Genomic DNA, 14,820 nt, shown 5'->3' with positions numbered 1-14,820 from the left:
ATTTATTTAAAGATTACTCAAGTATATGGGGATAACCTAATTAAAGTTCAACAATTTTTGCCAACTCGATTAAATTAATTATAAAAAAAGGAGCCATTGGCTCCTTTTTTTTACAACTTGCTCAGAATTTAATCTGCTGCGGCTTGTTCTTGATTACTGCTGTCATAAATCAAGATTGGATCAGACTCACCTTTAATAACGGTTTCATCAACAACCACTTTACTTACGTTATCAATTGAAGGCAGCTCATACATAGTATCAAGCAATACACCTTCTACGATTGAACGCAGGCCACGTGCACCGGTTTTACGTTCCATTGCTTTGTGAGCAATAGCACGTAGTGCATCATCACGAAATTCAAGCTCAACGTCTTCCATCCCAAACAATACTGAAAATTGCTTAGTAATAGCGTTTTTAGGCTCACTTAAAATTTGTACCAGTGCAGCTTCATCAAGTTCAGTCAATGTAGCAACAACAGGTAAACGGCCAATAAACTCTGGAATTAAACCATATTTTACTAAATCTTCTGGCTCAACATCTTTAAATGTTTCACTTAAAGAGCGGCTCGCTGCCGACTCTTTAACGTTAACGCCAAAACCAATGCCAGTATTTTTGTGGCTACGCTGTTCAATAACTTTATCAAGACCAGCAAATGCACCACCACAAATAAACAGAATTTTAGAAGTGTCTACTTGCAGGAACTCTTGCTGTGGATGTTTACGTCCACCTTGTGGCGGAACAGAAGCAACGGTACCTTCAATCAATTTCAGTAAGGCTTGTTGTACACCTTCACCTGATACATCACGGGTGATTGATGGATTATCTGATTTACGTGAAATTTTGTCTATTTCATCAATGTAAACAATACCACGTTGTGCTTTTTCTACGTCGTAGTCACATTTTTGTAAAAGCTTTTGAATAATGTTTTCAACATCTTCACCCACATAACCGGCTTCGGTTAACGTGGTGGCATCGGCCATAGTAAACGGCACATCTAGTAAACGTGCTAACGTTTCAGCTAGCAGTGTTTTACCACTCCCCGTTGGGCCAATTAATAAAATATTACTTTTACCTAATTCAACGTCTTGTTTAGTTGATTGGTTGCGTAAACGCTTGTAGTGATTGTAAACCGCTACAGACAACACTTTTTTCGCATGGTCTTGGCCAATTACGTAGTCGTCTAAGTGGTTACGAATTTCTTTTGGCACAGGTAATTTGTCAGCGGCATCATGCTTAGGCGCGATGTCTTTAATTTCTTCCCTGATAATATCATTACACAGCTCTACACATTCATCACAAACGTATACTGAAGGTCCTGCAATTAATTTTCGAACTTCATGCTGGCTTTTGCCACAAAAAGAGCAGTATAACAATTTATTACTTTTGTCGCCGTCTGTAGGAGTGTCAGACATTCAGCTACCTCATTTTATTACGTTGGCCACCAAAATCTTGGTGGCTATTTTAATACGCTTTAACTATACCAAAATTTAGGCTTTTTCGCATAGTAACTCTCATTAGCAAGCATTACTGCTTGCTTGCAGGCATACTTACTTGCTACCGCGATTAGTAAATACTGAGTCAACAATACCGTAATCTACAGCTTGGCTTGCACTCATAAAGTTATCACGGTCTGTATCACGTGAAACAACATCAAGCGGTTGGCCAGTATGCTCAGCCATTAAGCGATTTAATTTATCTTTAATAGACAAGATTTCTTTCGCGTGTATTTCAAAATCAGATGCTTGACCTTGGAATCCACCTAATGGTTGGTGAATCATTACACGTGAATTAGGTAAACAAAAACGTTTACCCTTAGCACCACCAGATAGTAAAAACGCACCCATGCTAGCCGCTTGGCCCACACAAATAGTACTTACATCAGGTTTAATGAAATTCATTGTATCGTAAATAGCCATTCCCGCAGTGACCGAGCCACCCGGTGAATTGATATATAAGAAGATATCTTTATCTGGGTTCTCTGATTCTAAGAAAAGCATTTGCGCTAAAATCAGATTTGCCATGTTGTCTTCAACTTGGCCCGTTAAAAAGATAATACGCTCTTTTAATAGTCTCGAATAAATATCAAACGAGCGCTCGCCTTTAGCTGTTTGCTCAACAACCATTGGTACTAATGCGTTTAGGGGATCTGTCATACCAGTGTTCATACTTATTTAATTCCTTATGCGCTTATACTTATTCTAAGAAAAGCATAATGATCATTTTTAGCTAATTAAGAACCACAAACTAAAATGGCCCGGGCACACTGCATAAACAGAGTAACACGAGCCATTTAATCGTTAGCGAGCGCTTAAGTCAATGACTTATTATGCACCTTGCTGTGGATTCATGATGTCATCAAATGCTTTTTCAACATCAGTCACAGTTGCTTTAGCTAAAATAGCTTCAACAGCTTGCTCTTCCATTGCTACATTACGCATTTGTTGCATTAGTTGATCATTTGCTTTGTAGTATTCTACTACTTCAGTTGGATCTTCGTATGCAGATGCTACAGTAGCGATAAGTGCTTCAACTTTAGCGTCATCAACTTTGATGTCGTTTGCTTTGATCACTTCGCCTAATAATAGGCCAGTTTTAACTCGTGTAACTGCTTGCTCATGGAACAATTCAGCTGGAAGCTCAGGCATATTTTGACCGTTACCACCAAAACGTTGAGCAGCTTGCTCACGTAAAGCGTCAACTTCTTGGTCGATTAATGCTTTAGGCACTTCAACTTCGTTTTGCTCTAAAAGACCTTTGATTGCTTGGTCTTTTACGTTAGCTTTAACCGCTTGATCTAGCTCACGTGTCATGTTCTTTTTAACTTCTTCTTTAAGCGCGTCTACGCCGCCTTCGGCAACACCGAATTTAGTTGCAAACTCATCGCTTAATTCAGGTAATTCTTGCGCTTCAACTTTTTTCACTGTGATAGTGAATTGAGCCGCTTTACCTTTTAAGTTTTCAGCGTGGTAATCTTCAGGGAAGTTTACGTCAGCAACAACTTCTTCGCCTGCTTTTTTGCCTACGATGTTGTCTTCAAAACCAGGGATCATACGACCTTGGCCAAGTTCTAATGGGAAATCTTCAGCTTTGCCGCCTTCGAATTCTTCACCGTCGATAGTACCAACGAAATCAACCGTTACACGGTCGTTTGCGCCAGCAGCTGCATCAACGTCAGCCCAAGAAGCGTGTTGCTTACGAAGTGTCTCTAGCATGTTTGCTAAATCTTCGTCAGTTACTTCTACCGCTGGTTTTTCAACAGCAATTTTATCTAAACCTTGAACTTCAACTTCAGGGTAAACTTCAAATGTTGCTGAGAACTCTAAATCTTTACCTGCTTCAAGTGCTTTTGGAGCAAATGTAGGTGCGCCAGCAGGGTTAATTTTTTCAGCAACAATTGCTTCAATGTAATTACGTTGCATTACTTCGCCAGCAACTTCTTGACGAACAGCTGGTCCGAAACGCTTGTTGATTACTGATACTGGAACTTTACCAGCACGGAAACCGTCGATACGCTGCGTTTTTGACAGTTGTTGTAAGCGTTTTTTTACTTCGGTCTCAACGTTCTCTGCAGGAACGGTGATGGTCAGACGGCGCTCAAGGCCTTGAGTCGTCTCAACAGAAACTTGCATGATTTACCTCAATATTCAATTTTGGCGACTTTTCGCCTTCATTACAAACAAAGTAATCTATAGGCGTCTTGATAAAATTCAAGCCTTAGAGCTTAAAAAAATCCGTCGCTACCAGGAGATACCATTGCTGCTCTGCCCTAAGGGCACTATATTTTTAAACAAATAGACGCGGCATTATAACCTAATATTCATGATAGTCGAGTGTGGGGGGCAATTATTTGGGGTAGTTAAAGGCAGATAACGACTAAGCGAATAAAAAACAGGCTAATTAAACTGTATAGAATGAATAGGAGCAAAAAATAGAGTTATTTTAAATAAAATAGAGATTTAGAATATGGAGCTAAAGGGGAAATGGTCGGCGATGCAGGATTTGAACCTGCGACCCCTTGGACCCAAACCAAGTGCGCTACCAAACTGCGCTAATCGCCGATATAGATATTTTCTCGAATACTTAAACTTAGGATTTAAGACCACTTATAAGAAAGTGGTCGGCGATGCAGGATTTGAACCTGCGACCCCTTGGACCCAAACCAAGTGCGCTACCAAACTGCGCTAATCGCCGATATTCTTTTTTGTAAATTGGGGTGACTGATGGGGCTCGAACCCACGACAACCGGAATCACAATCCGGGGCTCTACCAACTGAGCTACAATCACCACGGCATTACAGTGTTTTCAAAATGGCGCACCCAGAAGGATTCGAACCTTCGACCGACGCCTTAGAAGGGCGTTGCTCTATCCAGCTGAGCTATGGGCGCATCGAAAACTTCATAGTTCACTAGTAAGTTAAATTGTTATGAGTAAACATAAAAATGGTCGGCGATGCAGGATTTGAACCTGCGACCCCTTGGACCCAAACCAAGTGCGCTACCAAACTGCGCTAATCGCCGATACTTACTATTGTCTGCGAGTGACCTCGTTGACAACGGGGTGCATAATAGTGATTTGACCGGGTTAGGTCAAACGTTTTTTTAAGAAAACAAATCAATTGCTCATTTTTAGTTCATAATGGTCAAATATTACGATACAGGGATAAAATTTAAACTCTTTTTTATAATTCGGGGGGTTATAATTTAAAAGCAACTTGGCGCTCAACCGCTTTTCTGCGAAAATAGTCGCCATATTAAAAAATGAGTAAGGTGAAGGTCTTTTTCTTTATCGGCATTTTAACCCCTATATATGCATTCGTTTTTTAAATGTATCGGTATCAAGTTAATTAACCTAATTAAAGGTCACCCATGACGGCAAACATCATTGATGGTAAAGCAGTAGCAAAACAAGTACGTAGCGCAGTGGCTGAACGAGTTTCAGAACGTGTTGCACAAAACCTTAGAGCCCCAGGATTAGCTGTGGTGCTTGTTGGACAAGACCCAGCAAGCCAAGTTTACGTTGGTTCAAAGCGTAAAGCCTGTGAAGAAGTGGGTTTTATTTCTAAATCATTTGATTTACCCGCAGACACAACAGAGCAAGCGCTATTAGCATTAATTGATGAATTGAATGTTGATGGCGAAGTTGACGGTATTTTAGTACAACTTCCTTTACCTTCAGGCCTAGATGCAGAAAAAATTCTTGAGCGTATTACTCCGCATAAAGATGTTGATGGCTTTCATCCTTATAACATTGGTCGTTTGGCGCAGCGAATGCCTGCCCTTCGCCCATGTACGCCAAAGGGTATTATCACCTTATTAGATTCAACGGGTGTGCGTTACAAAGGTATGCACGCAGTGGTTGTGGGCGCCTCTAACATTGTAGGTCGTCCTATGTCACTTGAATTATTGTTAGCTGGCTGTACGACTACTGTTTGTCATAAGTTCACACAAGATTTAGAAACCCATGTTCGCCGTGCTGACTTACTGGTTGTTGCTGTAGGCAAGCCAGAGTTTATTCCGGGTGATTGGATAAAAGAAGGCGCGATTGTTATTGATGTGGGTATTAACCGTTTAGACAACGGTAAGTTAGTGGGTGACGTTGAATACGCCGTTGCAGAACAAAAAGCTGACTTTATTACCCCTGTACCAGGCGGTGTAGGCCCAATGACAGTTGCCAGCTTAATTGAAAATACGTTAGAAGCGTGTGAGAAATATCACAGCTAATCAATAAAAAATAAAGTAATGCAAAGCCCGCTTAATTGCGGGCTTTTTGTATCATCATTCTTCGTTTTATTAAGTCCAAGCCTTGTGGCAAAACCGAAAACACAATCATCAATAACATAATTGCATATTGCCAACTTGCATACTGCTCGTTAATTAATATTCCTGCACATAAAATACCGGCAATTGGGTTGGCTATAGTGCCAAAAGTAAATTCAACTACTGACATTCGCCCTAATAACCATACATATAGGATGTAAGCCAAAGCAGTATTAGGGACCACTAGCCAAAATAACGCCAGCCATTGCGTGGTATTTATTGATGCAGTTAAAAATTGATACTGCTGAGGGGCAAAATAAAAAGCTTGAACCATAGCCGCAATTGCTAGCAAACTGCCACCAATGATTAGCTGCCACGTGAGTACCGTCCACCAGTGTACTTTAGCCGTTACTTTTTTTACCAGCGTACTGCCTATCACAATAGTTAATAACGCCCCTATCAACGCCAAAACCCCCAAAACATTAAGTGCTACATGTTGTGGATCAAATAAGCGCCATGCTAAAACCACCAAAGCAAGCGCACAAAAACCTTGCACCAGCGCTGGCTGTTGTCGCTTTACAAGCCATGCATATAATAATGCAACCACAGGGACAGATACCATTCCCACGCCTGCGATAGCTGCTGGTAGGTTAATTGCCATTACAAAAATAAAGCTAAAAAATAACGCAATATTAATTGCGCCGATCAGAAAAATGCCTGGCCATTGTTTAGCCGTTGGCCAAGAAGGTTTAAACAGCAACAACAATAAACCGGCAGGAAGTGCGCGTATGGCACCTAATAAGATTGGTGGCCACTCTGGGGTTGCGTACTTAGTGACTGCATAAGTCGTGCCCCATAAAAAAGCAGGGATCATGGCAAGTAAAATATTCATTAATTTTCCATTTTTAAATTGATGAATGCGAGTTTAAAACCTCAACTATGATTGAGGTCAACAGCGTCAATTTTATTAAAAACATAATCAATTTAATGCAATTGATATAACCAAAAAAGGGTTACCCTATGGTAACCCTTTTTTTGTGATCAGCGCGTTATGGCTAAATCTGCCAAGGTCGACAAACCCTATGCTTTACGCCACGTTGTTTTTCCCGCTGAATCTTCAAGTATTACACCCAGTGCATTTAAAGCATCGCGAGCTTCATCTGCTGCAGCCCAATTTTTACTGGCACGTGCGTCATTACGTTTGACTATCAGTGCCTCAATTTCAGCCACTTCATCGTCGTTTTGACCGCCTTGTAAAAATGCCTCTGGTGCTTGCTGAGCAATACCAAGTATTTCACCTAAGCTGCGTAGAACAAAGGCTAAATGTCCTGCTTTTTCGCTATCACTTTCTTTTACTCGGTTTAGCTCTTTAGCAACTTCAAATACAATCGGTAATGCTTCTGGCGAATTAAAGTCATCATTCATAGCTTTTCTAAACTTAGATACATACTCATTACCCTCAAGCTCACATTCAACTGGCTCAACACCACGTAATGCCGTGTAAATACGCTCAAGTGATGAACGTGCTTGGTCTAAGTTTTCTTGCGAGTAATTAAGTTGACTGCGGTAATGGCCAGAAATTAAAAAGTAGCGAACCGACTCAGCATCGTATTGCTTTAATACTTCACGAACGGTAAAAAAGTTATCTAATGATTTAGACATCTTTTCTTTGTTCACTTGAACCATACCGGTGTGGATCCAAGTATTAACGTATTGGCCGTTGTTAGCACAGCATGATTGCGCAATTTCGTTTTCGTGATGTGGGAACTGTAAATCTGAACCACCACCATGAATATCAAAGTGCTCACCTAGGTGCTTTGAACTCATTGCTGAACATTCTATGTGCCACCCAGGGCGCCCCTCTCCCCAAGGTGATGACCACGATGGCTCCCCTGCTTTAGCTTTTTTCCATAAAACAAAATCAAGAGGATCGTCTTTATCTTGTGCTACTTCCACACGTGAGCCCGATTGCAGCATAGTTAAATCTTGCTGCGAAAGTGCTCCGTATTGCTCAAAGGTTGATACATCAAATAAAACGTCGCCATCGGCTGCAACATAAGCATGGCCTTTGGCAATCAAACGCTCAACCATAGCAATAATTTCATCCATGTGACCTGTAACCGTTGGCTCTACATCAGGACGTAGCATATTTAAACTGTCAAAGTCTTCATGCATGGCTTTAGTCATACGCACGGTTAAGTCGTTAATCGCCTCACCGTTTTCATTTGCGCGCTTGATAATTTTATCATCAACATCGGTAATATTACGTACGTACTTTAAGTCGTAACCTAAATGACGAAGATAGCGAACAATCACATCAAAACCCACAAATGTGCGTGCATGGCCAATGTGACAGTAATCATAAATGGTGATACCACACACATACATGTCGATTTTTCCATCGACCATAGGTTTAAATTGTTCTTTTTGGCGTGTCAGTGTGTTGTATATTTGTACCATTTAGTTGCTTTCCTTCACGATTAACAGAAAAGCTATGTTACCACTTGCTAAGCATGGGCTCTAGCGGTTTATAACAAACATAACATCTACTTTGTTAATCTGAGTCAACTACGATAAAATAGCACCAATATTTAAACCAGCTATAGGAAACCTCATGGTTGTTCTACACACAAACTTTGGTGATATCACCATTAAAATGCACGAAAGCGAAGCTCCAAATACAGTAAAAAACTTTTTAGAGTATGCAAACTCAGGTTTTTATAACGGCACTATTTTTCACCGTGTAATTGATGGTTTTATGGTTCAAGGCGGTGGTTTTGCATCGGGCATGGAACAAAAAGAAGTAAACGACCCAATTGAAAATGAAGCTAACAACGGCCTATCTAACAAAGTAGGTACTTTAGCAATGGCGCGTACGCCTGATCCACACTCAGCTACAGCGCAATTTTTCATTAACGTGAATAACAACGACTTTTTAAACCACAGCAGCGAAACGTCGCAAGGTTGGGGTTACTGTGTGTTTGCTGAAGTAGTAGAAGGCATGGACGTAGTAAATAAAATCAAAGGTGTTGCTACAGGTAGCAATGGTTTCCACCAAGATGTACCACTTGAAGATGTGGTAATTGAAAGTGTAACTGTAAGCTAAAACCCCTTTATTCTTCAAAGAATGCATAAAGCGGGTATTCACCCGCTTTTATTTAACTGGAATCACCATGACTCGCCAAACCTACTTTATTGCCGATTTACATTTGAGTGAAAATCGCCCTGATATTACAGCGGCATTTTTTAAATTTTTACACTCCCATATTGTTCCTCAAAAAGTAGACGCCCTATATATTTTAGGTGATTTTTTTGAAGTGTGGGTTGGTGACGATTATGTTAGCGAACTCTCAGCAGCAGTGGCAAAACAATTAAAAGCAGTTAGTAACTCGGGTGTACCCATTTACTTTGTACACGGTAATCGCGATTTTATCATGCGTGAAAAATACGCCAATATGGCAGGAATGACTCTACTCGATGAGCAAACAGTGATCGACCTTTACGGCACACCCACTGTAATTTTACATGGTGATGAAATGTGTACTCAGGATATTGAATATCAAAAGTTTCGTAAAAAAAGTCGTGGTTGGTGGTGGCCTAAACTTATGCTTGCTATGCCATTGTGGTATCGAAAAAAAATAGCCCGTGATGCACGTGAAAAAAGTAAACTTAGTCAAGCAGACAAACCTATAGAAATACTTGATGTAGTGCAAAGCGCAGTACTCGAAACCTTCACCAAACATAACGTGGCTAATATGATCCACGGCCATACTCACCGCCCTAATGTACATACCTATGAAGTTAATAACCAAACGCTTACTCGCACAGTATTGGGCGATTGGTATACTCAAGGTTCGTATTTAGTGGTTACTCCCGAGTCACAACAATTAATTTCAACGCCTTTATAACGTTCCTAGTAATTAATCGTAATGAGACTTTGCTGCTAAGTCAGGCAAGGTAATAATAAATTGTGTTTTAAAATAAGCATCGCTTTGTGGTTCTGAATGAAGTTTGATGTCTCCTTTCAAAACTTGTGTTACCCATTGGTGCACCATATATAAACCTAAACCGGTATTACCTTTACCCCGTGCGGTTGTATAAAAAGGCTCAAATATATCTGCTTTAGTGTCATTATTAACTCCTTTACCATTATCTGACACGCTGAGCCTTACGCTATTATTTGTCGCTTGCTCTACTTTTATTTCTATCACTCCCTCTTGCTTATCATCAAAAGCGTGATTTAACGCATTCATTACAAGGTTTTCGACCACCTGAGAAATAATCCCTGGCAAACTAATCACCTGTTTATTGAGCAAGAAAATAGTTTTCACTTTTATCGGTGAATTTTTTAATCTGGAGTTTAATGACAATAATAGCTCTTCAATAATTTTTTCAATATCACATGCAATAAATTCATCATTGTGGCGATCAATGGCCATTTTTTTAAAACTTTTCACTAATACAGCGGTTTTATTTAAGTTAATTTTAGCCAGCGCTAGATTCTCACCAATACTGGTTGTTGTTTCCTCTAGCGTTGATTTAGTCAGCCCTTGCTTAATCGCTGCATTTAATTTACTCAATGCCATATCTGCATTAGAAACAGAAATAACGGCTCCTCCAATAGGCGTATTCATTTCATGAGCAACACCTGCCACGAGCAACCCTAATGAAGATAGTTTTTGTGCTTCTATTAATCCTTCTTGTAGCTGTTGTTGCTGCTTTATAGTGGCATCAAGCTCTCGGTTCACTATATCTAGTTCTATCTTTTCTATATGTAATTTATGCGAGAGGGTTAACAACTTATTTTGAAACTTATACTCACGATAAATAAAACCAAAACTAATTAAACACAGTAAGCCACTACACAACAACGCTAACTGTAAGGCTACACTTTGTGCAGATATTAGCGATTCATCTGGACTACTTACAAGAATAATTAACTCTTTATCAGTGTCACTAATTCTGCCTTTATTCTCACGCAATGAAAAAATAGAAAAACGACGGTAAGTATAAAGACCATTATTGAAAAAATGTGACCCATATTCTACTTTGCCATCAATAATTTGCTGCCAAAGATCAGGTTTTTTTAAAGCGAGTGTTTGCTCATTGTTACCATACATAAACCCCCACTCTAAGTTTGCATCACTATTTAATAACCAAAAACCATCATGGTTTAAAATGCTGATCAAAGTACCCTCTTGGTTGTAACTCTTAATCTGACTAAACAAGTAATCTAAGTTAAAGTTTACAACTAGCAAGCCATCTAATAGGTAGTTTTCTTTATTGGTACGGTAGGTTACGCGGATTGTTGGCTGAAGAGGCTTTACAATTTTGTTGCGTTCAATGTTTAAATCTATCTCTGTGGCAAATATATTTGGGGCACTGACCTGCATGCCTTTTTGAAAATAGTAACGGTTTTGCTTATTTTGCAAACCATCGGGCGCTTCAATTTCGCCAACACCATTCACTGCGTTAATGCGGTATTGCTCCTGGCCTTGTGTATCTAGCCAGCGAATTTGCGCGATATTATTAGAGAGAGCGGCAAAATTTAAAAAGTAGTTATTTATTTCATCTCTGCTTTGCTCTAGTTGTAAGGGCTTGTTTTGTTTATCACTTTTTAAAACCGACCCCTGAGCCAGAATACGAGTTAGCTTTTTAATGCTACTGAGTTCTTTGGAAAAATCACCACTGATAAGGACTAACTTTTCATCTTGCTTAGCTTTTATGGTATTTATTTTTTCTTGGTATATTTGTTCATATACTAGCCAACCAATAAATAAAGTAATAAATAAACTAAATAGCGATTTAACTAGCACACTTTTTTTTGAACCAATTGGCAAACTATTAACACTATTCATTTTTTATCACTTCATACTGCTTTAACCACACGAACAGCTCTTTTAAAAATAAAGGTTTAGAAAAATAATACCCTTGAGCTGTTGCACAGCCTTGTTGCTGTAACCACTTTGCCTCAAATTCATTCTCAACCCCTTCAGCAATCACCGAAAAATTAAATTGCTTTGCCAAAGACAGTATCATTTTAATCATATACTGATTGTTGTCATTAAATTCAAGATCACAGACAAAGTAGCGATCTATTTTTATCGACGTAGACGGTATTTCATTAATGTGAGCCAACGATGAGTAACCAGTACCAAAATCATCAATACTGACTTTAATACCTAAATCAATAAACCGTTCAAGTGCTTCTTTAATTAGGCTGTAATTACTAATAGCTTGTGTTTCGGTCACCTCAAGCTCAAGCATAGAGGGCGAAATATCGTACTCTTCAATTTTAGTTTTTATCTGCTCAAAATAACTTGGCTCAACTAAGTCATAAGACGATGCATTAAACGCAACGGGTAAGTTGTAGCCTTGCTCTTTAAGTTGGTTAATCACTTCGAGTATTTTCTCAAAAATCACATGGTCTAGTTCATTAATTAATCCGGCTGTTTCAGCTAACTCTATAAATTCATCAGGGCGTACAAAGCTGCCATCAGCTCTTTGCCACCTAGCGAGCGCTTCAAAACCTGCTGGTTTCAAGGTTGATAAGCTGATTTTGGGTTGTAACGCCACCTGTAAACTTTTATTACCTATAGCCGTTCTGAGCTCAGCCATCAGCTCATAACGACGAGTAATTTGATCTGTTTTTTCCTCGGTATGCTGAATATACTTAGTTTGGTTTAGCTGCGAAGAGTTCAGGCTCGACTCTGCAAGGCTGATTACTTTTTCAGGTGTTAAGTTTAAAGCTACACTTAATTTTAATTCTAAAATACGCACATCAATGTATTGTTTTACCTGCTCGATTTCGAATTTTTGTTTATTTTGAAAGTAACTAATAGCCTCTGAAATATCAAAATCAACACTGACTAACATGCCAAATGTTCTGCTACTAACTAATGCTATGCGAGGGTCATACCTAGCAAAGCTATCAACAATACTCTGGTAAACTAACTTCATTAATTTATTACAAAATTCATGACCAAAGGTGAATGCTTTTTCGTCAAACTGATAAATATCAAAAATGACCAATCGCGTTTTTAGCCGCTCCTGCGCATTCATGTTCTTTATTTCACGGGTTAACCAGTTACGGTTTTGCAAGTTAAGTGACACATCGGTATAAGCAAGCTCGGTTAAGCGATTTAATAACGAAATATTAGCAAATCCTGTGCTCACATTTTCACTAAATACTTTAAGTAAATATTCGTTTTGCTCATTAATTGGGTTGTCTGATTTGACGATAGTAATGTAATCAGCGCCCTGCTGATCTGGCGTTTCGAAAAAAAACACACTGTGGTGCTTTGAAAAAATATGACGACGCTCTCTAATCGCTTGTTTAAAGTCTTTCAGCATTTCTGCAGGCAGATTAGGTCCCACAGGTTGCCCTTTAATGCCACTAAAGCAACCATGGGTTGAGAGTATTAAACATTCAGAGCTAGGGTTTGAATTACTCGAACAAAAAATACCGCCCCCTTCGGTTATTTTTAAAATGTTGCTAATTTCTTTAAGCACAGCATAAGAGAAAGAGGCCATATCGTGCTTACCGTTAATACTTCTAGATGCATCAAGCACCAACTGTAAACCTTGCTTGGCTGACCTAATTTGTGAGATATACTCCCAAGTGCGCATATTACTATTAACAATGGATTGCAGCTTCTCGGCAGATAGGTCTGATTTATTCCAGTACTCATCGATATCGAGCATTTTCATGATATCGCTCTCTGGTGCAAAACCAGGTTGCCCTGTTAACAGCACAATACGCATTTCTGCGTTACCGATGACCTCTCGAATAGTATTCACTAAACGCAGACCTGAGTCATCCTCCTCCATCACCACATCTATAAAAATAAGTGCAATATCAGGGTGCATGCTCAACGCCAAAGCAGCCTCTGGCACCGTATTTGCTGTTAACAGCTCGTATTTATAACCATCCTTGGCTTTTAGTTCTTTTAAGCTGTTAACTAACGCGTTTTGATAATCAAGATCATCTTCAACGGTTAATATTTTCCATGCTTTCAGATCTGTATCTGCTTGTTCTTCTTCAGCTGCAAATACAAATAATCCCTCTTTATCTTGCATATCTTCTCACCCAATAATAAATAAGGTATGACCTTGTTATTAAAATGAATTACAAAGCAATAAGTTAAATAACAATTCTAATATTAGGTGAGGGTATTGGATGTGTCTAATTTAAACACAACGTTTCATTAGAAGGTAACTGCTACAGCTAATTACTTGACCGTAGCAGCTTCAGGTGAAAAAACGGGTTATTGGCAAACAGTAACGGGTACGCCACTGTGAAATTTAAAGTCTTCATCGTCTGATGTAATTAGTTGCGCTTCTATTTCAGCAAATTCTTTTACTCGTTCAGTAATATCAAAATCAGCAATGTCTTGAGCAAGGGTTAAGTAGTCTTGATAGTGGCGAGCCTCTGAGCGTAACAATGAAATATAAAAGTCACCTAAGCGTTTATCTACATGCGGGGCAAGCGCAGCAAAACGTTCACACGAGCGTGCCTCTATGTACGCACCTACAATAAGCTTATCGACTAGGGCGTTGGGTTCAAACGTTTTAACATTACGCAACATACCCTTAGCGTAACGACATGGGGTTATACTTTTATATTCAACACCATATTCATCCATAATTTCCAACACTTGATAAAAATGATGCAACTCTTCTTTTATTAACATCACCATTTTATCAATTAAGTCTTGGCCATAAGATGAGTTAGATTTAGGAATAATAGACTTTGTCAGTTTATTTTTAGCCGCTAAATCGCGCCAATTCCCTTCACGTTTATAAATAAGCGTTTCAAATGGTTTTAGCCACTCAAGCAGTGCATCACTGCTGTCTTTATCTACTGCATACTTACGAATTAAAAACATCGCACTTTGGGCTGCTTTTAGCTCACAAATTAAGTGATCAATTAATATGATGGGTAAGTTTTCTTTTTTGATTGCTTGCTCAACCCACTCATCGGGGGTGCTGCATAATAAAAAGTTATTAATGGGTTCTAAAAGTTGGCTATGTGGCACGCTGACTTCTCATTGCTAAAATTGC

The 14,820-nt window shown here is 39.2% G+C and carries 11 protein-coding genes and 5 tRNA genes; 3 read left to right on the top strand and 13 right to left on the bottom strand.

Going from position 1 to position 14,820, the window contains the following annotated elements; genetic code table 11:
* Positions 1 to 128: 128 nt before the first annotated feature.
* The 8 genes from clpX to BW139_RS07120 all read right to left on the bottom strand — a co-directional run bounded on the left by clpX (position 129) and on the right by BW139_RS07120 (position 4,518).
* Positions 129 to 1,412, bottom strand: a complete 1,284-nt coding sequence (gene clpX, locus BW139_RS07155) for an ATP-dependent protease ATP-binding subunit ClpX (protein ID WP_008111039.1) — start codon at positions 1,410 to 1,412, stop codon at positions 129 to 131.
* 135 nt (positions 1,413 to 1,547) lie between these two features.
* The gene (clpP, locus tag BW139_RS07150; RefSeq protein WP_008111041.1) at positions 1,548 to 2,165 is read right to left on the bottom strand and encodes an ATP-dependent Clp endopeptidase proteolytic subunit ClpP; all 618 of its coding nucleotides are present in this window, start codon (positions 2,163 to 2,165) and stop codon (positions 1,548 to 1,550) included.
* A gap of 159 nt (positions 2,166 to 2,324) precedes the next feature.
* Positions 2,325 to 3,629 (bottom strand): trigger factor, encoded by a 1,305-nt coding sequence (tig, locus tag BW139_RS07145; protein WP_010388062.1) that lies wholly within the window; start codon positions 3,627 to 3,629, stop codon positions 2,325 to 2,327.
* Positions 3,630 to 3,981: 352 nt separating this feature from the next.
* Positions 3,982 to 4,058 (bottom strand) — tRNA-Pro (locus BW139_RS07140).
* Between the two features lie 56 nt (positions 4,059 to 4,114).
* Positions 4,115 to 4,191 (bottom strand) — tRNA-Pro (locus BW139_RS07135).
* Between the two features lie 18 nt (positions 4,192 to 4,209).
* Positions 4,210 to 4,285 (bottom strand) — tRNA-His (locus BW139_RS07130).
* Positions 4,286 to 4,309: 24 nt separating this feature from the next.
* A tRNA-Arg gene (locus BW139_RS07125) sits at positions 4,310 to 4,386 on the bottom strand.
* Between the two features lie 55 nt (positions 4,387 to 4,441).
* Positions 4,442 to 4,518: transfer RNA gene (locus BW139_RS07120), tRNA-Pro, on the bottom strand.
* Positions 4,519 to 4,866: 348 nt separating this feature from the next.
* Here BW139_RS07120 and folD point away from each other — a divergent pair.
* Positions 4,867 to 5,721: a bifunctional methylenetetrahydrofolate dehydrogenase/methenyltetrahydrofolate cyclohydrolase FolD gene (gene folD, locus BW139_RS07115; protein WP_076919206.1), complete on the top strand. Its 855-nt coding sequence runs from the start codon at positions 4,867 to 4,869 to the stop codon at positions 5,719 to 5,721.
* Between the two features lie 31 nt (positions 5,722 to 5,752).
* On the opposite strand, the gene BW139_RS07110 is transcribed toward folD, so the two are convergent.
* Both BW139_RS07110 and cysS read right to left on the bottom strand, forming a co-directional pair.
* A complete protein-coding gene (locus BW139_RS07110; protein ID WP_054202399.1) occupies positions 5,753 to 6,649 on the bottom strand; it encodes an EamA family transporter in 897 nt (298 codons plus the stop codon).
* A 188-nt stretch (positions 6,650 to 6,837) separates the two neighbouring features.
* The gene (gene cysS / locus BW139_RS07105; protein ID WP_076919205.1) at positions 6,838 to 8,217 is read right to left on the bottom strand and encodes a cysteine--tRNA ligase; all 1,380 of its coding nucleotides are present in this window, start codon (positions 8,215 to 8,217) and stop codon (positions 6,838 to 6,840) included.
* A 154-nt stretch (positions 8,218 to 8,371) separates the two neighbouring features.
* On the opposite strand from cysS, the gene BW139_RS07100 reads away from it, so the two are divergent.
* Together BW139_RS07100 and BW139_RS07095 are read left to right on the top strand one after the other, a co-directional pair.
* Positions 8,372 to 8,863: a peptidylprolyl isomerase gene (locus BW139_RS07100; protein WP_008111051.1), complete on the top strand. Its 492-nt coding sequence runs from the start codon at positions 8,372 to 8,374 to the stop codon at positions 8,861 to 8,863.
* 67 nt (positions 8,864 to 8,930) lie between these two features.
* On the top strand, positions 8,931 to 9,665 hold the full coding sequence (locus BW139_RS07095; RefSeq protein ID WP_076919204.1) for a UDP-2,3-diacylglucosamine diphosphatase: 735 nt from the start codon (positions 8,931 to 8,933) through the stop codon (positions 9,663 to 9,665).
* 12 nt (positions 9,666 to 9,677) lie between these two features.
* Here the strand turns inward: BW139_RS07095 and BW139_RS07090 are convergent, their stop codons facing one another.
* From BW139_RS07090 to miaE, 3 genes are all read right to left on the bottom strand, one after another.
* The gene (locus BW139_RS07090; protein WP_076919203.1) at positions 9,678 to 11,615 is read right to left on the bottom strand and encodes a sensor histidine kinase; all 1,938 of its coding nucleotides are present in this window, start codon (positions 11,613 to 11,615) and stop codon (positions 9,678 to 9,680) included.
* A complete protein-coding gene (locus tag BW139_RS07085; RefSeq protein WP_076919202.1) occupies positions 11,608 to 13,836 on the bottom strand; it encodes an EAL domain-containing protein in 2,229 nt (742 codons plus the stop codon). Before BW139_RS07085 ends, BW139_RS07090 begins: the two co-directional genes overlap by 8 nt.
* Before the next feature lie 188 nt (positions 13,837 to 14,024).
* Complete coding sequence (miaE, locus tag BW139_RS07080) at positions 14,025 to 14,795, bottom strand: tRNA isopentenyl-2-thiomethyl-A-37 hydroxylase MiaE (RefSeq protein WP_076919201.1); 771 nt, start codon at positions 14,793 to 14,795, stop codon at positions 14,025 to 14,027.
* Between the last annotated feature and the right edge of the window lie 25 nt (positions 14,796 to 14,820).

Source organism: Pseudoalteromonas sp. SK18 (assembly GCF_001974855.1).
In the GTDB taxonomy this organism is placed as follows: domain Bacteria; phylum Pseudomonadota; class Gammaproteobacteria; order Enterobacterales; family Alteromonadaceae; genus Pseudoalteromonas.
The sequence above is the reverse complement of the archived record's forward strand: the minus strand, read 5'-3'. Positions and strand labels throughout refer to the sequence as shown.

Excerpts from the sequence above, each read along its gene's own strand:
- clpX (WP_008111039.1), bottom strand. The coding sequence starts at position 1,412 with ATGTCTGACACTCCTACAGACGGCGACAAAAGTAATAAATTGTTATAC.
- clpP (WP_008111041.1), bottom strand. The coding sequence starts at position 2,165 with ATGAACACTGGTATGACAGATCCCCTAAACGCATTAGTACCAATGGTT.
- tig (WP_010388062.1), bottom strand. The coding sequence starts at position 3,629 with ATGCAAGTTTCTGTTGAGACGACTCAAGGCCTTGAGCGCCGTCTGACC.
- folD (WP_076919206.1), top strand. The coding sequence starts at position 4,867 with ATGACGGCAAACATCATTGATGGTAAAGCAGTAGCAAAACAAGTACGT.
- BW139_RS07110 (WP_054202399.1), bottom strand. The coding sequence starts at position 6,649 with ATGAATATTTTACTTGCCATGATCCCTGCTTTTTTATGGGGCACGACT.
- cysS (WP_076919205.1), bottom strand. The coding sequence starts at position 8,217 with ATGGTACAAATATACAACACACTGACACGCCAAAAAGAACAATTTAAA.
- BW139_RS07100 (WP_008111051.1), top strand. The coding sequence starts at position 8,372 with ATGGTTGTTCTACACACAAACTTTGGTGATATCACCATTAAAATGCAC.
- BW139_RS07095 (WP_076919204.1), top strand. The coding sequence starts at position 8,931 with ATGACTCGCCAAACCTACTTTATTGCCGATTTACATTTGAGTGAAAAT.
- BW139_RS07090 (WP_076919203.1), bottom strand. The coding sequence starts at position 11,615 with ATGAATAGTGTTAATAGTTTGCCAATTGGTTCAAAAAAAAGTGTGCTA.
- BW139_RS07085 (WP_076919202.1), bottom strand. The coding sequence starts at position 13,836 with ATGCAAGATAAAGAGGGATTATTTGTATTTGCAGCTGAAGAAGAACAA.